The organism is Streptomyces sp. NPDC021100 (assembly GCF_044333095.1).
In the GTDB taxonomy this organism is placed as follows: Bacteria; Actinomycetota; Actinomycetes; order Streptomycetales; family Streptomycetaceae; genus Streptomyces.
Map to the genome: position 1 here is coordinate 312,524 of NZ_JBIRQH010000001.1, position 16,600 is coordinate 329,123.

Sequence of the window (16,600 nt, forward strand, 5' to 3'; positions counted from 1 at the left end):
GGATCTGCCCCATGCGCCGTTCCAAAATCGTCTGCACCCTGGGCCCCGCCGTCGACTCCTTCGAGCAGCTGAAGACGCTGATCGAGGCCGGTATGAACGTGGCCCGCTTCAACATGAGCCACGGCAGCCACTCGGAGCACGAGGAGCGGTACCACCGCCTCCGGAAGGCCGCCGAGGAGACCGGCCGCGCGGTCGGCGTCCTGGCCGACCTCCAGGGCCCGAAGATCCGCCTGGAGACCTTCGCGGACGGCCCGGTGGAGCTGGTGCGCGGTGACGAGTTCGTCATCACGACGGAGGACGTCGCCGGCGACAGGACGATCTGCGGCACCACCTACAAGGGCCTGCCGGGCGACGTCGCCAAGGGCGACCAGATCCTGATCAACGACGGCAACGTCGAGCTGCGCGTGACGGAGGTCGACGGCCCCCGGGTCAAGACCATCGTCATCGAGGGCGGCGTCATCTCCGACCACAAGGGCATCAACCTGCCCGGCGCGGCCGTCAACGTCCCGGCGCTGTCCGAGAAGGACATCGAGGACCTGAAGTTCGCGCTCGCGATGGGCTGCGACATGGTCGCCCTGTCCTTCGTCCGCGACGCCAAGGACGTCCTGGACGTGCACCAGGTCATGGACGAGGTCGGCCGTCGCGTCCCGGTGATCGCCAAGGTCGAGAAGCCGCAGGCCGTCGAGAACATGCAGGAGGTCGTCATGGCCTTCGACGGTGTGATGGTGGCCCGTGGCGACCTCGCGGTGGAGTACCCGCTGGAGCGCGTCCCGATGGTGCAGAAGCGCCTCATCGAGATGTGCCGCCGCAACGCCAAGCCGGTGATCGTCGCGACCCAGATGATGGAGTCGATGATCACCAACTCCCGTCCGACCCGCGCCGAGGCGTCCGACGTCGCCAACGCGATCCTGGACGGCGCGGACGCGGTCATGCTGTCGGCCGAGTCCTCGGTCGGCGCCTACCCGATCGAGACCGTCAAGACGATGTCCCGCATCGTCGAGGCGGCCGAGCAGGAGCTCCTCTCCAAGGGCCTCCAGCCGCTCGTCCCGGGCAAGAAGCCGCGCACCCAGGGCGGTTCGGTGGCCCGCGCCGCCGCCGAGATCGCCGACTTCCTGGGCGGCAAGGCCCTGGTCGCCTTCACCAAGTCCGGCGACACCGCCCGCCGCCTGTCCCGCTACCGCGCGGCCCAGCCGATCCTGGCCTTCACCACGGACGCCGCCACCCGCAACCAGCTCGCCCTGAGCTGGGGCGTCGAGACGTACGTCGTCCCGCACGTCGACAACACCGACGCCATGGTCGACCTCGTCGACGCCGAGCTCCTCAAGCTCAAGCGCTACAACGAGGGCGACACCATGATCATCACCGCCGGCTCCCCGCCCGGCGTCCCGGGCACGACCAACATGGTCCGCGTCCACCACCTGGGCCGCGAGAACTGACCTCGCCCCTGAACGGCTGTGGCCGCCGGCCCCTCGGAGGGGGCGGCGGCCACAGCCGTTTCCGGCCGACGGGGACTGCTCACGGGAACGGATCACCCGCCACCCCGCACAGCCGTACGAGCCCCGGCCCGTCCCCCTGCCCGGTGACCTTCGCGTAGACGGTGTACGCCCAGCCCTGACCGGCGGCGCGCTCCCGCGCCCAGCCGAGCACCTCGTCGACGTCGCCGTCCGTCACCTCGTACTCGTGCGACCGCCGGGAGCCGGTGTCCCAGAAGTACACCCGGTACACGGCCCGGTCCTCTTCCCAGACGATGTCCCTGGGATCCACGCGACGCGTCAGCATGCGCCCACCCTAGGGTCGGCGGCGCACCGCGGACCGCTCACTCCAGCCGCACGGTCTGCGTGTGGCCGTCGTCCAGGTTCCCCGGCTGGGGCGCGGTGATCCGGCCCCGGATCACGCCGGTGTACCAGCCGGGGGCGGAGACCTGCTTCGCGTCGGCGAGGGGCGTGTAGAAGGTCGCCGTCTTCCCGTTGCGCACGGTCTGTTCCCGGCTGCTGAAGGCGGCGACGGCCTTCGGTCCCACGAGAGGGCCGCGCAGCAACTGCCCGTCGATGCGCACGGTGACGGCCGGGTAGGTGCCGGCGCAGGCGACGCGCGTCTTGAACAGGATCCGGCGGTCGGCGGCCCCGGAGGACCAGTGCGGGTTCTCGGGCCGCGCCGTGCAGTGCGCGCCGCCGCCTTCGAAAGCCGCGGCGAGCGGATCGGCCGGTGGGCTCGCCGCCGCGGGCGGCGGTACGGCCGATGCCAGCCCCACGGCGACGGCCGCGGCGCTCGACGTGAACCACGATCGACGGATCACCGGTTGCTTCTCCCCTCGCCGGAACGGACGGCCGGGCGCCGGCGCCCGGCCGTCCCGACGGTGGCACACCGGTGATCGGCCACCGGAGACCCCGGCGCGGGCCCGGTACGGGCCCGGCCGCCGGCCATTCGCCCCATTCCGGCACACGTACGGCACGGCGGACGACGGCGGAACCGTTCCTCCCGCCCGCCAAGGGCCATCGGCTCGAACGCGCGGCCGTGGGCGTAGGCCCGCTCCCGTCAGGTGGACGTCACGGGTACACCCCGTCCGTCACGTAGACGTGCATGTTCGGGATGGTGAGGGTGCCGCCGAACTGGCCCGCCTGGCGGATCTTCACGTCGGTGAAGAAGATCGGGATGGGGAGCTTGAGGCCCGGGATGAGCGGGGGCGGGTGTTCGGCGGTGTAGTCGGCGGCGAAGAGAGGGAGGGTGCTGCCGAGGAGCTTGCCTTTCAGCTGCTCGGTGTACATCGTCACCCTGCCGCCGTCGACCGTCGAGGTCTTGCCGGGGCCGGACTGGTGGTAGATCCTCTTCCGGTCGTTGACCAGGGCGTGCAAGTCGTCGATCGCCAGCTTGTCGGCGGAGAACTTGAGGACGGACTTCTTCTGCCCGCCCGCCGTGACGATCTCCTTGACCCCCTCGTAGGTAAGGCCGGTCAGGGTGAGCCTGTCCGCTTCCAGGTACCAGGGGTTGTCGGCGAAGGCGGCCTGCCCGTTGTCCGCCTGCCGTTTGGTCAGCGGGCAGGGCCGCGGCGTCTTCGCGGCCGACGCGCCGGGCGACGGGGTGCTCGACGGTGACGAGCCGGGGGTCGTGGTGGGGGTGGGGGTCGCGTCCGGGGTTGCGTCCTTCGGGTCGGTGGAAGGGTCGGCGGTGGGGTGCGTCGCCTTCTTTCCCGCCGCTTCCTCCGTCTTCTTGCCGGCGCCGTCCGGGGTCTTCCCGGGCTTGGGCGTCGCGGAAGTGGCCGGAGGGGTGGGAGTGGTGGTGCCCGTAGCGCCCGGGGACGGGGTGGTCGTCGGGCTCGGGGACTTCGTCGCCGCCGGGCCCGGTGACGGCGTCGGAGGCGCCGTGGGCACGTCCGGTACGGGCGGCACCGGCAGCTTGCCCTCGCCCGGTACGGCCGGGTCCGGCGTCGGGTCGGCGGTGGGTGTGGGAGTGGGCTTCCGCTTCCGGTTCGCGTCCGGGCCGTCCTTCCCGTCGTCGCCGGGCGCGTTCGTCGCCTTGTCCTTGTTCCCGTCCTCGCCCTTGTCCTTCTTCTTGCCCTTGTCCTTCTCCTTGCCGGCGTCCTCGCCGGCGTCCCCGCCCGCGCTCGTGCCCGGGCTCGGCGTGGCCGTGGGTGAACCCGCCGTGGGCGAACCGGGCGTCGGTACCTCGGGCGTGGGCGTCCCGTCCGGCGCCGTCACGCAGAAGGCGTCGCCGAACGGACTGGGCGCCCCCGGCTTGGCCGTGGCCAGCTGGGGCGTGAAGCCCATGCCCATGAGCACCGCGGTGGGCATGGCCGCCAGCGCGACGGCCTTCCCCGCGGGCATGTGCAGGCGTGCCAGCAGGGGTTTCCTGGGCGCGGCGTGGCGCGGACCGGTTCTCGGGCAGTCGTGGTCGCGCGCGTCGTCGTCAGTCGCCACGGTGGCTCCTGTTCATTCCTTCACCAGCGACGGACCGGACGGGACCGGGAGGTCCGGCGGCTCCTCCTCCGAGGCGTCCGAAGCCTCCGGCAGCGGCTGCGCCGGGGCCCAGGAGACGGCGAGCGCGCCGCCCAGCATCGCCGGGATGATCCCGAGCAGGAACGCGCCGAAGTTGGAGACGACGAGCGAGACGATCCCGAGCAGGATGGCCGCGATCCCCGAGAAGACCCGGGAGTGCCGCTGGAACCACATGGTCAGCCCGAGGACGATGAGCAGGATCCCGATGATCAGCGAGCCGGCGCCCGCCGTGGTGGACAGCCGGATGCTGAGCTCGCCGAACTTCAGGGTCTGGTACGGGATGTACATGATCGGTACACCGGCGAGCATGGTCCACAGACCGGCCCAGAACGGGCGCTCACCCCGCCAGGTCCGGAACCTGCGGCGCAGGCCGCTCTTGTCGGCCGGCTGTGGTGGCGTCGTGTCGGCGCTCATGATGTACAGCTCCTCGGAACTGGCGATTTGGTGCTGTGCGAGCCCTGTTCGGGCTCCCGTACCGCTACCCCGCGGTGGAGTGCGCGCGGCGCGGGCACGGGAGCCAGCGCGGTTCCCGTCCCCGGCCGTCTCGGCGTGTTACTCGCCGACCTTGCAGTCCTGTGCGCCCATGCCGACGCTCATGTGGAGACCGGGCAGGGTGAACGAACCGGCCGACGTCGCCCAGGCCTGCTGCTTCACGTCGTCGAAGTCGACCGTCTCGGCCTGCTGCGCGAAGGAGCCCGGGACCGACTTGGCCTTGTCGCCAGAGCTCTTGCCCGGGCCCTTGGTCATGTGGTCCGACGAGACGCCGATGTCGATCTTGTTGAACTGGGCGTTCCCGACCTGCATGTCATTGGCGTCGAGGTACAACTGCTTCGCCACGACTTTGTCCTTGCCGCCGCCCGCCTTCAGCTTGAGCCCCACCGCTCCGAACGGCGTCGGAACGTTGACCGCCTGGCAGAGGTTGGTGATCTCAGCGCTGTCCATGCCGACGACCGCGACCGCCTTGTGGTCCTTCGCGTTCGGGTCCGTGTCCTCCATGGCGCCGTACTGGCCGAAGCCCTCGCCGTGGATGTGCTTGGCCGTGATCTGGAACTGCTGACCGGAAACCTGGAACGACGCCGCCAGCGCGCCCTGCGCGATCGCCATCGTGACCGCCGCCGCCGCGCCCACACTCGGGACCATGACGACCGCGAACCGCTTCCATCTGGTCCCACCGCGTACCTGGGACTTCATGACTTGCCTCCTTCTCGGACGTACACCCCGAGCGGGCCGACGAGTTCTGGCCCGGGGTGGGAGACGTGCTACGTCCTCGGGAAGCGGAGCGCCGTCGCATGCGGTGGCGTCCAACGCCAAGCCGCGACCGAAACACCGGCGATCACCCCCGAGCGACAACCACGTGGCCACGCGTGCGCGCAACCTCCGGGACAGGCCCCGTCGTTGGCGGCGGGGACCCCCCTGTCCCACGGCCGGCGGGCAGGCCGCCGGTCGCCCCGGTGGGGACCCAGCTCCCGGGCGTCGGCCGGATGCCGCGCCGCGGTGCTGGACCGGGTTGCGCCGATCGTGGTCGATTCCGGGGCGGGGCACAAGAGGTTCATTACTTGCGAGTAACGCCCGGACGTCTCCGAGGAGTCCGGGCCGCGACGGGCGGGCACGCGGCGTGAGCGGCCCCCTGCCGGAAACATGGCGACATAACAGGAAAAACCCGGGCGGAAGCCCGGGTTTCCCTTACCTCAAGTAACTACGGCCGCCTTTATAAAGATTTGATATACCGCGACCGGTGTTTCGTCTGTGACCAGCGTGTGAACGGGACCGGTCAGAACAGCGCCCGCGACAGCGCCGTCCGCGCCGCCGTCACCCGCGGATCGTCCGGGCCGATGACCTCGAACAGTTCCAGCAGCCGGACGCGTGCCGCGTCGCGGTCCTCACCGGCCGTCCGCCGGATGACGTCGATCAGCCGCCCGAACGCGTCCTCGACATGCCCGCCGACCAGGTCGAGGTCGGCCGCCGCCACCTGCGCGCGGACGTCGCCCGGCGCGTCGGCCGCGGCCTTGCGCACCTGCTGGGGGTCCATGCCCTGGACCCGCTGCAGCAGCTCCGCCTGGGCCAGGCCCAGCTTGGCCTCGACGTTGAGCGGGTCGTCGGACAGCACGTTCTTGTACGCCTGGACGGCACCGCCCAGGTCCCCCTTGTCGAGGGCGTCGTGGGCCGCGCCCAGCGCCGCGTCGTGCGGCCCGGCCGGACGCACGGGCGCCTGCGCCTCGTCGGCCGCACCCGGTGCCACCGGCACGCCGACGATCCCGAACTGCTGCTCCGCGACCTGGACGAGCTGGTCCAGCACCTGACGGATCTGCGCCTCGGGCGCCGCGCCCTGGAACAGCGGCAGCGCCTGCCCGGCCACCACCGCGAAGACCGCCGGGATGGACTGGACACCGAACTGCTGGAACAGCCGCTGGTTGGCCTCGACATCCACCTTGGCCAGGACGAACCGGCCCGCGTACTCCCCGGCCAGCCGCTCCAGCACCGGGCCGAGCTGCTTGCAGGGCTCGCACCAGTCGGCCCAGAAGTCGATGACGACCGGCACCTCGGCCGAACGCTGGAGCACCTCGTGCTCGAACGACGCCTCGTCGACGTCGAGGACCAGACGCACCGCGCCCGCGGGCGCACCGCCCTGGCGCGCCGCCTCGGCCCGCGCCTGCTCCGCCTTCTGCTTGGCTTCCCCGGCCGCCTTCACCGCGGCGAGGTCGACCACTCCACTCATGGACATGTTCCGTGGCTGCATGGGCCTATCCTCCCCCCTCCGCACGGCGATCGGAAAAGTACGCAGCGGTACACAGCGAATTCGACGCCGGGTCCCCACCTGGCGTCCGTGGTTGTCGCTCACTCTTTCGCTACGACTCGTAGCGTAACTGGAACCCCATCAACACGGCAGGGCGCCTTCAGTGATCTGCCTCATACCCGCGCGGCTACCCGACGGTAAGGTCGCCGTATGACGTCCGCCCCGCAGCCCCCCGCACACCGCGCGAGCGGCCGCACGGGCCGCCCCCGCAGCGCCGAGGCCGACCGCGCGATCCTCGACGCGACGCGCGCCGCGCTGGTGGAACTCGGCTGGGGCAAGCTGACGATGGGCGACGTCGCCGCCCGCGCGGGGGTCGCCAAGACGACCTTGTACCGGCGCTGGGCCGGCAAGAACGCCCTCGTCGTCGACGCCGTCGCCGACCTCTTCGACGAGCACCTCGAACTTCCCGACCGGGGCAGCCTCCAGGCCGACATCGAGGGGGTCGTGCTCCGGTTCGCGGCGCTTCTCGACCGGCCGGAGACGAAGACGGCCCTGATGGCCGTCGTCGCGGAGTCGACGCGGGATGAGGTACTGCGCGAACGTATCCGATCCGCGATCGTCGACCGGCAGAAGATGCTCGTTCTTGTCGGGCGTGAGCGGGCTCAGGCGCGTGGCGAACTCCCCCGCGAGGACGAGCCGGCCGTCGCCGCCCGGACCGCGGACCTCATCTTCGATGTGATCGCGGGGGCGGTGGTGCATCGGACGCTGGTGAGTGCGGAGCCCGTGGACGCGGAGTGGGCGCGGGGGTTCACGGCGTTGCTCATCGGGGGGCTGGCGGGGGCCGGAGCGGCTTCGCCGCGGTAGGGGTGCCCCGGTCCCGCCCTTTCACCGTTTCTTGCGGGGGCGATCCCCCGCACCCCCGAAACCTCGCTCCGCGAAAAGGGGGTCTGGGGCGCAGCCCCAGGAAGCGGCGAAGGGGCGGGACCGGGGCAACTCACCCCTCCAAACACCCCCGCACCGCCGCCACCAGCCGCCCCGCCCGCTCGTCCCCCTCACCGATCATCCGGTTGGCGACGTACCCGAAGCCCACCCCGAACTCGTCGTCGCCGAAGCCCAGATGCCCGCCCGCGCCGTCGTGGCCGAAGCTGCGGGGGCCGAGCATGGGGACGACGGGGGGCGAGTCGAGGTGGAAGCCGACGCCCCAGCGGACGCCGAGGTCGGGGAAGCCGGACCAGGAGGCGCCGGAGGTCTGCGGGCGGAGGGCGGCGGTCACCGTGTCCTCGGTGAGCAGCCGGGGGCCGCCGTCGACGCCGGTGACCGCCGCCGCGTACAGGGCGGCGAGGCCGCGTGCGGTGGAGACGGCGCCGGTGGCGGGGATCTCGGCGGTCAGGAAGTCCTTGGCGTTCCAGCCGCGCGGGTGGTCGAGGCCCGGGAAGACGAAGGCGCCGTTCATGGTGAGGATGCGCGTGAAGAGGTGATCGGGGCCCGGGAGGGCCGGCGGCTCGCCGTCGTACGCGAGGCGGGCGAGGCCCTCGTACTCGTCCTCGGGGATGCCGATCCAGGTGCGCAGGCCCAGGTCGTCGGCGACGGCGGAGCGGAAGTACGCGCCGGGGGTGAGGCCGGTGATCCGCCGGATCAGCTCGCCGGCCAGCCAGCCGATGGTGTGGCCGTGGTACTCGTGCGCCGTGCCCGGCTCCCAGAGGGGCTTCTGCTCCTCCAGGGCGCGGACGACCGGGGTCCAGGCGGTGATCTCCGCGAAGTCCGGGCTCGCGTCGAGGACGGGGAGGCCGGCCCGGTGGGCGAGGATCATGCGGGTGGTGATGCCCTCCTTGCCGTTCCGGGCGAACTCGGGCCAGTAGCGCGCCACGGGCGCGTCGAGGTCGAGCAGGCCCTGCTGGACGAGGAGGTGGACGCAGAGGACGAGGACGCCCTTGGCGGCGGACATCACCGGGACGGCCGTGTCCGCTTCCCAGGGGCGGCCGGTGCGCTCGTCGGCGGTGCCGCCCCAGAGGTCCACGACCTTGCGGCCGCCGTGGAAGACGGTGACGGCCGCGCCGAGCTCGGTGGTCTCCGCGAAGTTCCGCGCGAAGGCGTCCGCGACGGCCTCGAAGCCCTCGTCCACGTGTCCGTCGTACCGCATTGCCGTTCCCCCCGGGTCGCGTCCGCACCGTGATCGATGCCCGGTCACCCTAACCGGAGGGGACCGGACACCTCGACCGAATATCGGGGGTATCAGCAGGTCAGAAGCCCGCGGGCTCCGTGTACGTCCCCCACTCGTCCCGCAGCGCGTCGCAGATCTCGCCGAGCGTGGCCTCCGCGCGGACCGCCTCCAGCATGGGCTCGATCATGTTGGAGCCGTCGCGGGCCGCGGCCAGCATGGCGTTCAGGGCGGCGGTGACGGCGGCGTCGTCGCGGGCCGCCTTGCGGTCGGCCAGGACGCGGACCTGCTCGCGCTCCACCTCGTGGCTGACGCGGAGGATCTCCAGGTCGCCGGTGACCGAGCCGTCGTGGCAGTTGACGCCGACGACCCGCTTGTCGCCCTTCTCCAGCGACTGCTGGTAGCGGAAGGCGCTCTCGGCGATCTCGCCGGTGAACCAGCCGTCCTCGATGCCGCGCAGGATGCCGGAGGTGATCGGGCCGATGGGGTGCTTCCCGTCGGGGTGGGCGCGCAGGCCGCGCTCCTTGATCCGGTCGAAGATCTTCTCGGCGTCCGCCTCGATCCGGTCGGTGAGCTGCTCGACGAACCACGAACCGCCCAGCGGGTCCGCGACGTTGGCGACGCCCGTCTCCTCCATCAGCACCTGCTGGGTGCGCAGGGCGATCTCTGCGGCCTGCTCGCTGGGGAGCGCCAGGGTCTCGTCGAGGGCGTTGGTGTGGAGGGAGTTGGTGCCGCCGAGGACCGCCGCCAGGGCCTCCACCGCCGTGCGGACGACGTTGTTGTACGGCTGCTGGGCGGTGAGCGAGACGCCGGCGGTCTGGGTGTGGAAGCGCAGCCACTGCGCCTTGTCCGTCTTCGCGCCGTAGACCTCCTTCATCCAGCGGGCCCAGATCCGGCGCGCGGCGCGGAACTTGGCGATCTCCTCGAAGAAGTCGAGGTGCGCGTCGAAGAAGAAGGACAGGCCGGGGGCGAAGGTGTCCACGTCCAGGCCGCGGCTCAGCCCCAGCTCGACGTAGCCGAAGCCGTCGGCGAGGGTGTACGCGAGCTCCTGAGCGGCCGTGGCCCCCGCCTCGCGGATGTGGTAGCCGGAGACGGAGAGCGGCTTGTAGGCGGGGATGGCGCGGGTGCAGTGCTCCATCAGGTCGCCGATCAGGCGCAGGTGCGGCTCGGGGCCGAACAGCCACTCCTTCTGGGCGATGTACTCCTTGAAGATGTCGGTCTGGAGCGTGCCGTTGAGGACGCCCGGGTCCACGCCCTGGCGTTCGGCGGCGACGAGGTACATGCAGAAGACCGGCACGGCCGGGCCGCTGATCGTCATGGAGGTGGTGACGTCGCCGAGCGGGATGTCCTTGAACAGGACCTCCATGTCGGCGGCCGAGTCGATGGCGACACCGCAGTGGCCGACCTCGCCGAGCGAGCGGGGGTCGTCCGAGTCGCGGCCCATCAGGGTCGGCATGTCGAACGCCACCGAGAGGCCGCCGCCGCCCGCGGCCAGGATCATCTTGTAGCGCTCGTTGGTCTGCTCGGCGTTGCCGAAGCCGGCGAACTGGCGGATGGTCCAGGTGCGGCCCCGGTAGCCGGTGGGGTGGAGGCCGCGGGTGAAGGGGTACTCGCCGGGCCAGCCGATGCGCTCGAAGCCCTCGTAGGTGTCGCCGGGCCGGGGGCCGTAGACCGGCTCCACCGAGTCGCCGGACAGGGTGGTGAAGTCGGCGTCCCGCTTGCGCGCCGCGTCGTAACGGGCCTGCCAGCGACCGCGTCCCGCTTCGATCGATGCTGCGTCCATGGTGGTGCTGTCCGCCTCTCCGCGCTCCCGCGCGACCCCGCGCGGGCCTACGACCGCCGGGCGGCCCCCGTCGTCGCGGGCCGTCCCGGGGACGCCGAACCACTACTAGAAGCCTTGAGAAACTACTAGGACGTCCTAATAAATCGTCGCGCAAGAAGACCCCGGACACAAGGGGCGTCCGGGGTCGTTCGTTCTCGGGGTGCCGCCCCGCCGGGCGGGGGTCGGGCGGCGGTGTCAGGCGACGGGCGACGCGGCGGGGGCGGGCTCGGCGAAGAGGGGCTCCAGCTCGCGGGTGACCTTGCGCTCGACGAAGAACGCGGCCGTGGGGATGGTGCCCGCCAGCAGGATCCAGGCCAGCCGGCCGAAGGGCCACTTGGCCTTGGAGCCCATGTCGAAGGCGAAGACCAGGTAGAGGACGTAGAGCCAGCCGTGGGCGATGGCGACGACCCGGAGGGGGCCGGCCACCCCGTCCATGTCCAGTCCGTACTTGGCGATCACGCCGATCGTCAGCAGGACCAGCAGCACGCCGGTGATGTAGGCCAGGGCACGGTAGCGGGTCAGGACGGAGCGCTTCATGGGGAGAGCGTAACGGCACCTTCCGGGGCGATCTTCGCCGCCCCTGGCGTGCGCGAAGGGTGCCTGGTGGGACGGGTGGTGGCGTGTCGCGCGGCGCCGCGGAGGCACCGCCGCGGCATCAGCCGGCCGCCGGCTCGTCCTCCGTGAAGTCCGACGCCGCCACCCGCAGCGGCCGCAGGATCCTGAAGATCTCCGCGCACTCCTCCGCGCCGTACACGCCCAGCCCGAAGTCCATCGCCATCAGGTCCCGCGTCGCCGCCTCGACGACCTCGCGCCCCTTGTCGGTGATCGACGCGAGGGTGCCGCGCCCGTCCCTCGGGTTGGGGCGCTTGTCCACGAAACCGGCCGTGACCAGGCGGTCCACCGTGTTGGTCACCGACGTGGGGTGCACCATCAGCCGCTCCCCGATCTTGGACATCGGGAGCTCGCCGGCCTTGGAGAAGGTGAGCAGCACCAGCGCCTCGTAGCGCGCGAACGTCAGCCCGTACGGCTTGACGACGGCGTCGACCTGGCCGAGCAGGATCTGGTGCGCCCGCATGATCGAGGTGATCGCGGCCATGGACGGCACCGCGCCCCAGCGCCGCTCCCAGAGTTCGTCGGCGCGGGCGATGGGGTCGAAGGGGAGGCTGAGCGGCTTGGACACGGCATGAGCCTATCGCCCGCCCTTATGGCGGGCGCCGGCGTTCCGCACTTCGGACGGCCCCCTCAGAGATGGGCCGCAGGCGACGGCGGCCTCCCCGGCGGTACGGGACGAGGCCGCCGCGCCGCCGCCGTCAGGACGCCAGGTGGCGTTCCACCGTCTCGACCTTGCTGGTGAGGCCGTCGGTGACGCCCTGCCGGATGTCCGCCTTCAGGACGAGGGAGACCCGGCCGCAGCGGGCCTCGACGGCCTGGACGGCGCGCTTGACGACGTCCATGACCTCGTCCCACTCGCCTTCCAGGGAGGTGAACATGGCGTCGGTGCGGTTCGGCAGGCCGGAGGAGCGGACGACGCGCACCGCTTCCGCGACGTACGCGCCGACGTCCTCGCCGGCCCCGATGGGGGTGACGGAAAATGCGACGATCACGCGCCGACCACGCCTTCCTTGCGGGCCCGGGCGGCCATGACGCTCGCCTCGGCCTCGCGGCGGAGCTTGCGGTCGGCGAAGAAGCCGCCGAGCGGGAGGACGGAGAGGACGAAGTAGAGGACGGCGGTCTTCGTCTCCCACTTGGCCCGTTTCCAGGCGTCGACCCAGAAGATCACGTAAGTGAGGAAGAGGAAGCCGTGCACCATGCCCATGGCCGGGACGGCGTTGAAGTCGGTGGTCCGCTTGAGGATCGAGCACGTGATCAGCAGCAGGAACGACGTGGCCTCGGGCGCGGAGATCAGCCGGAGCCGGCGCAGAGCGGAGGCGGTCTTGAGGTCCACGGGTGAGCACCCTTTCCGTCGGGAGTGGCGGGACGGTCACGCACTGCAGCGATCTTGTGAGTGCGTTCACAAGTTCCGACCATTGTTGCAGTTACCGCCGACACCCCCGGCTCCGGGTGGTGTTCGAGCCCATACCAGGGGTCTTATCAGGGACGATTCCGGGGTCTCTCCGGGGCCGGGGGCCTGTCGGAGCGGCGCCGCCGCCCGCTAGCGTCGAGGCGTGGCACAGTTTCGGCTCCAAGGGAGCAAAGTCCTCGCCGTCGACATGGCGGGCGACGCGGTCAAGGCCAAGAACGGGGCCATGGTCGCGTACGAGGGCGACATGACATTCAAGAAGATGACCGGTGGCGGTGACGGCCTGCGCGGCATGGTCACCCGCCGGCTCACGGGGGAACAGATGACGGTCATGGAGGTGAAGGGGCACGGCACCTGCTACTTCGCCGACCGGGCGAGCGAGATAAACCTGGTGAACCTCCAGGGCGAGACGCTGTACGTGGAGGCGAGCAACCTTCTCTGCACCGACTCGGCGCTGCGCACCGGCACGTCGTTCACCGGCCTGCGCGGGGCGTCCCAGGGCAACGGCCTGTTCACGACGACGGTGGAGGGCACCGGCCAGGCGGCGATCCTCTCGGACGGCACGGCGATCGTGCTGCGGGTGACGCCGCAGACGCCGCTGTCGGTCGACCCGGGTGCGTACATCGCGCACACCGGCGGGCTGCGGCAGCACTTCCAGTCCGGCGTCAACTTCCGGACGTTCCTGGGCGAGGGATCCGGCGAGGCGTTCCAGATCCGTTTCGAGGGCGACGGGCTGGTGTATGTGCAGCCGAGCGAGCGCACCACGTTCGGGGGTGACGTCTGATGCCGTTCCGTTCGTTGAACTCGCGGATGGTCGAGGCCCAGGTACTGCCGGGACAGCGGCTGTTCAGCCAGCGCGGGGCGATGCTCGCGTACAAGGGGGAGGTCTCCTTCACCCCCAGCATCACGGGTGGCCAGGGCGGCGTCATGGGGATGATCGGCCGCCGGATCGCCAACGAGGCCACGCCGCTGATGACGGTGGAGGGCAGCGGCACGGTGATGTTCGGGCACGGCGGGCACCACGTCCATGTGATCGAACTGACCGGTGACACCCTCTATGTGGAGGCGGACCGGCTGCTGGCGTTCGACGGTTCGCTCCAGCAGGGCACGATGTTCATGGGCTCGCAGGGCGGCGTGATGGGCATGGTGCGCGGGCAGGTGACGGGCCAGGGGCTCTTCACCACGACCCTCAAGGGCCATGGCTCGGTGGCGGTGATGGCGCACGGCGGCTTCATCGAGCTGCCGATCCAGCCGCAGCGGCCGGTGCACGTCGATCCCCAGGCGTATGTGGCGCACCGCGGCGATGTGCGCAACAAGCTGTCGACGGCGATCGGCTGGCGGGAGATGATCGGCCGCGGATCGGGCGAGGCGTTCCAGCTCGAACTGTCGGGCAACGGCACGGTGTTCGTGCAGGCGTCGGAGGAGAAGCTGTGAACGGCCCGGTCATCCATGACGCGCACTCGCTGCCGGTCAACGACAACGTCAACCCCTACGCGTTCAGCGTGGATCTCGACGGCCAGTGGTTCCTGCAGAAGGGGAAGATGATCGCCTACTTCGGGCAGATCAGCTTCCACGGCATCGGCCACGGCCCGCTGGACCGGCTGATCCGGAGCAGTTTCCACTCGCCGCTGCACGCCGCGGACTGGGTGGTGGCCGAGGGGCGGGGCAGGATGCTGCTCGCGGACCGGTCGTTCGACGTCAACTCGTACGACCTGGAGGAGGGCAACCTGACCGTGCGGTCGGGGAATCTGCTGGCCTACCAGCCGACCCTGGCCCTCAAGCAGTCGATCATCCCGGGGTTCGTGACGCTCATCGGCACGGGGAAGTTCGTGGCCGCGTCCAACGGGCCCGTGGTCTTCGTGGAGCCGCCGATCCGGGTGGATCCGCAGGCGCTGGTCGGCTGGGCGGACTGCCCGGCACCGTGCCACCACTACGACCACGGCTATATGCGCGGAGTGCTGGGCGGGGTGCGGATGTTCACCGGGTTCGGCGGGACGTCGGGCGAGGAGCACCAGTTCGAGTTCGTCGGCGCCGGCACGGTGCTGCTGCAGTCCAGCGAGCAGTTGATGGCCGAACAGCCCACGGGGGCGCCGCCGGACGAGGCGGGCGTGCCCTCGGGCGGGACACCCTCGACGCATGGGAATCAGCCATCCGTTCCCCGGCTGCCCGGCCAGTTGGGAGACCTCCAGCGCCGCTTCGGGCTGTGAGCGGTACCCTGCGGAGTGTGACGTCGAACGCCTGACCTCCCGTTCCGGCCCCACATTCCAATTGGTTCGCTTTTCAACTTTCTTAGGTAGAATCTCACCATGGATACCGAGAACGGCACACGTTGGCTCAGCGATGAGGAACAGCGCACCTGGCGTGCCCACCTGGACGTCAGCCGGCTGTTGATGCATCAGCTCGAACGGGACCTCCAGCCGTTCGGACTGACCAACAACGACTATGAGATCCTGGTCAACCTCTCCGAGTCGAAGGACCACCGGATGCGGATGAGCGATCTCGCCGCCGCGACCCTCCAGTCGAAGAGCCGCCTCTCGCACCAGATCACGCGGATGGAGAACGCGGGTCTCGTCCGCCGGGAGAACTGCGAGTCCGACCGGCGGGGGCTGTTCGCCGTCCTCACCGACCAGGGCTGGGAAACCATGCGGAAAGTGGCCCCGCACCATGTGGCGTCCGTCCGGCAGCACTTCATCGATCTGCTGTCGCCGGACGAGCTCAAGGCGCTGAGCTCCTCGCTGGCGCCGGTGGCGGAACATCTGCGCGCCGCGCGGGGCAAGGGCTGATCTTCGGGACGCCGAAGACGCCGAGGTCCGGCTGTCCGCTCCTCCGTTTTCAAGGAGCGGGCAGCCGGACCTCGCGTTCAAGGAGCGGACGGCCGGGCCTCACGCCCCCGCCGTCAGCCCCGCCACCAGTTCGTCGGCCGCCGTGTACGGGTCCAGCGACCCGTCCAGCACCCGTGCCGCCAGGACGCCCACGTCCCGGCCGCCGCGCAGGTCGCCGATGCGCGAGCGCAGCGCCGTGACCGCGATGCGCTCGATCTCGTGCGCCACCCGGGCCGCACGGCGCTCCGCGAGGACGCCGTTCTCCTCCATCCAGGCCCGGTGCTTCTCCAGTGCCTCGACCACCTCGTCGGTGCCCTCGCCGCGGGCCGCCACGGTCTTCACGATCGGCGGCCGCCAGTCGCCGGGCTTGCGGGCCTCGCCCAGCCCCAGCATGTGGTTGAGCTCCCGGGCCGTCGCGTCCGCGCCGTCCCGGTCGGCCTTGTTGACCACGTAGACGTCGCCGATCTCCAGGATCCCGGCCTTCGCCGCCTGGATCCCGTCGCCCATGCCCGGGGCCAGCAGCACCACCGTCGTGTCGGCCTCGGAGGCGATGTCCACCTCGGACTGGCCCACGCCCACGGTCTCCACCAGCACCACGTCGCAGCCGGCCGCGTCCAGGACGCGGATCGCCTGCGGCGCGGCCCAGGAGAGGCCGCCCAGGTGCCCGCGCGTGGCCATCGAGCGGATGTAGACCCCCGGGTCGGAGGCGTGCTCCGACATCCGCACCCGGTCGCCCAGCAGGGCGCCCCCGGAGAACGGCGAGGACGGGTCGACAGCCAGCACCCCCACCCGCTTGCCCCGCCGCCGGTAGGCGGAGACCAGGGCCGAGGTGGAGGTGGACTTGCCGACCCCGGGCGAACCGGTGAGCCCGACGACGTAGGCCCCGCCGGCGAGCGGCGCCAGCGCCGCCATCACCTCGCGGAGCTGCGGGGACGCCCCCTCCACCAGCGAGATCAGCCGGGCGACGGCGCGCGGACCGCCGGCCCGGGCCTGCTCGACCAGCCTGGTCACGTCCGCCATCGCCGCTCCTTCCGCCGGGGCCCGGTGGGTCC

19 protein-coding genes are annotated in these 16,600 nt (G+C 71.2%); 6 read left to right on the forward strand and 13 right to left on the reverse strand.

The annotated features are described in order from the left end of the window. Nucleotides 1-11 precede the first annotated feature (11 nt). A complete protein-coding gene (gene pyk, locus ACH4PU_RS01425; protein ID WP_185941123.1) occupies nt 12-1,436 on the forward strand; it encodes a pyruvate kinase in 1,425 nt (474 codons plus the stop codon). Nucleotides 1,437-1,515: 79 nt separating this feature from the next. On the opposite strand, the gene ACH4PU_RS01430 is transcribed toward pyk, so the two are convergent. From ACH4PU_RS01430 to ACH4PU_RS01455, 6 genes are all read right to left on the reverse strand, one after another. Beyond that, nucleotides 1,516-1,779 (reverse strand): hypothetical protein, encoded by a 264-nt coding sequence (locus tag ACH4PU_RS01430; protein ID WP_398264389.1) that lies wholly within the window; start codon nt 1,777-1,779, stop codon nt 1,516-1,518. 37 nt (nt 1,780-1,816) lie between these two features. After that, nucleotides 1,817-2,296: a hypothetical protein gene (locus tag ACH4PU_RS01435; RefSeq protein WP_398264391.1), complete on the reverse strand. Its 480-nt coding sequence runs from the start codon at nt 2,294-2,296 to the stop codon at nt 1,817-1,819. Between the two features lie 250 nt (nt 2,297-2,546). Next, nucleotides 2,547-3,914 (reverse strand): hypothetical protein, encoded by a 1,368-nt coding sequence (locus ACH4PU_RS01440; RefSeq protein WP_398264393.1) that lies wholly within the window; start codon nt 3,912-3,914, stop codon nt 2,547-2,549. A 12-nt stretch (nt 3,915-3,926) separates the two neighbouring features. Then, the gene (locus tag ACH4PU_RS01445) at nt 3,927-4,406 is read right to left on the reverse strand and encodes a DUF6114 domain-containing protein (protein WP_398264395.1); all 480 of its coding nucleotides are present in this window, start codon (nt 4,404-4,406) and stop codon (nt 3,927-3,929) included. A gap of 138 nt (nt 4,407-4,544) precedes the next feature. Further along, on the reverse strand, nt 4,545-5,183 hold the full coding sequence (locus tag ACH4PU_RS01450) for a DUF6230 family protein (RefSeq protein WP_398264396.1): 639 nt from the start codon (nt 5,181-5,183) through the stop codon (nt 4,545-4,547). Nucleotides 5,184-5,763: 580 nt separating this feature from the next. Continuing rightward, nucleotides 5,764-6,729: a tetratricopeptide repeat protein gene (locus tag ACH4PU_RS01455; protein ID WP_398264398.1), complete on the reverse strand. Its 966-nt coding sequence runs from the start codon at nt 6,727-6,729 to the stop codon at nt 5,764-5,766. A 207-nt stretch (nt 6,730-6,936) separates the two neighbouring features. Between ACH4PU_RS01455 and ACH4PU_RS01460 the strand changes: the two genes are divergently transcribed. Beyond that, nucleotides 6,937-7,590 carry a TetR/AcrR family transcriptional regulator gene (locus tag ACH4PU_RS01460; RefSeq protein ID WP_398264400.1) on the forward strand — a complete coding sequence of 218 codons (654 nt, stop codon included), beginning with the start codon at nt 6,937-6,939 and terminating at the stop codon, nt 7,588-7,590. Between the two features lie 130 nt (nt 7,591-7,720). On the opposite strand, the gene ACH4PU_RS01465 is transcribed toward ACH4PU_RS01460, so the two are convergent. The 6 genes from ACH4PU_RS01465 to ACH4PU_RS01490 all read right to left on the reverse strand — a co-directional run bounded on the left by ACH4PU_RS01465 (nt 7,721) and on the right by ACH4PU_RS01490 (nt 12,651). Then, nucleotides 7,721-8,866 carry a serine hydrolase domain-containing protein gene (locus tag ACH4PU_RS01465; RefSeq protein ID WP_398264402.1) on the reverse strand — a complete coding sequence of 382 codons (1,146 nt, stop codon included), beginning with the start codon at nt 8,864-8,866 and terminating at the stop codon, nt 7,721-7,723. A gap of 100 nt (nt 8,867-8,966) precedes the next feature. Beyond that, on the reverse strand, nt 8,967-10,667 hold the full coding sequence (locus tag ACH4PU_RS01470) for a methylmalonyl-CoA mutase (RefSeq protein WP_398264404.1): 1,701 nt from the start codon (nt 10,665-10,667) through the stop codon (nt 8,967-8,969). Between the two features lie 234 nt (nt 10,668-10,901). Continuing rightward, nucleotides 10,902-11,243 carry a DUF3817 domain-containing protein gene (locus ACH4PU_RS01475; protein ID WP_398264406.1) on the reverse strand — a complete coding sequence of 114 codons (342 nt, stop codon included), beginning with the start codon at nt 11,241-11,243 and terminating at the stop codon, nt 10,902-10,904. Between the two features lie 118 nt (nt 11,244-11,361). Then, entirely contained in the window at nt 11,362-11,886 is a 525-nt protein-coding gene (locus ACH4PU_RS01480; RefSeq protein ID WP_398264408.1) for a MarR family winged helix-turn-helix transcriptional regulator, read from the reverse strand. A gap of 130 nt (nt 11,887-12,016) precedes the next feature. After that, entirely contained in the window at nt 12,017-12,310 is a 294-nt protein-coding gene (locus ACH4PU_RS01485; RefSeq protein WP_185941113.1) for an MTH1187 family thiamine-binding protein, read from the reverse strand. Continuing rightward, the gene (locus ACH4PU_RS01490) at nt 12,307-12,651 is read right to left on the reverse strand and encodes a DUF3817 domain-containing protein (RefSeq protein WP_398264411.1); all 345 of its coding nucleotides are present in this window, start codon (nt 12,649-12,651) and stop codon (nt 12,307-12,309) included. Before ACH4PU_RS01490 ends, ACH4PU_RS01485 begins: the two co-directional genes overlap by 4 nt. Before the next feature lie 220 nt (nt 12,652-12,871). Here ACH4PU_RS01490 and ACH4PU_RS01495 point away from each other — a divergent pair, with 220 nt between their 5' ends. The 4 genes from ACH4PU_RS01495 to ACH4PU_RS01510 all read left to right on the forward strand — a co-directional run bounded on the left by ACH4PU_RS01495 (nt 12,872) and on the right by ACH4PU_RS01510 (nt 15,509). Next, the gene (locus ACH4PU_RS01495; RefSeq protein WP_185941111.1) at nt 12,872-13,510 is read left to right on the forward strand and encodes an AIM24 family protein; all 639 of its coding nucleotides are present in this window, start codon (nt 12,872-12,874) and stop codon (nt 13,508-13,510) included. After that, nucleotides 13,510-14,160 carry an AIM24 family protein gene (locus tag ACH4PU_RS01500; RefSeq protein ID WP_398264414.1) on the forward strand — a complete coding sequence of 217 codons (651 nt, stop codon included), beginning with the start codon at nt 13,510-13,512 and terminating at the stop codon, nt 14,158-14,160. Before ACH4PU_RS01495 ends, ACH4PU_RS01500 begins: the two co-directional genes overlap by 1 nt. Beyond that, entirely contained in the window at nt 14,157-14,933 is a 777-nt protein-coding gene (locus ACH4PU_RS01505; RefSeq protein ID WP_398264416.1) for an AIM24 family protein, read from the forward strand. The genes ACH4PU_RS01500 and ACH4PU_RS01505 overlap by 4 nt, the downstream gene beginning before the upstream one ends. A gap of 99 nt (nt 14,934-15,032) precedes the next feature. Further along, entirely contained in the window at nt 15,033-15,509 is a 477-nt protein-coding gene (locus ACH4PU_RS01510) for a MarR family winged helix-turn-helix transcriptional regulator (RefSeq protein ID WP_185941108.1), read from the forward strand. Nucleotides 15,510-15,608: 99 nt separating this feature from the next. Here the strand turns inward: ACH4PU_RS01510 and meaB are convergent, their stop codons facing one another. Further along, nucleotides 15,609-16,568 carry a methylmalonyl Co-A mutase-associated GTPase MeaB gene (gene meaB / locus ACH4PU_RS01515; protein WP_185941107.1) on the reverse strand — a complete coding sequence of 320 codons (960 nt, stop codon included), beginning with the start codon at nt 16,566-16,568 and terminating at the stop codon, nt 15,609-15,611. Nucleotides 16,569-16,600 lie beyond the last annotated feature (32 nt).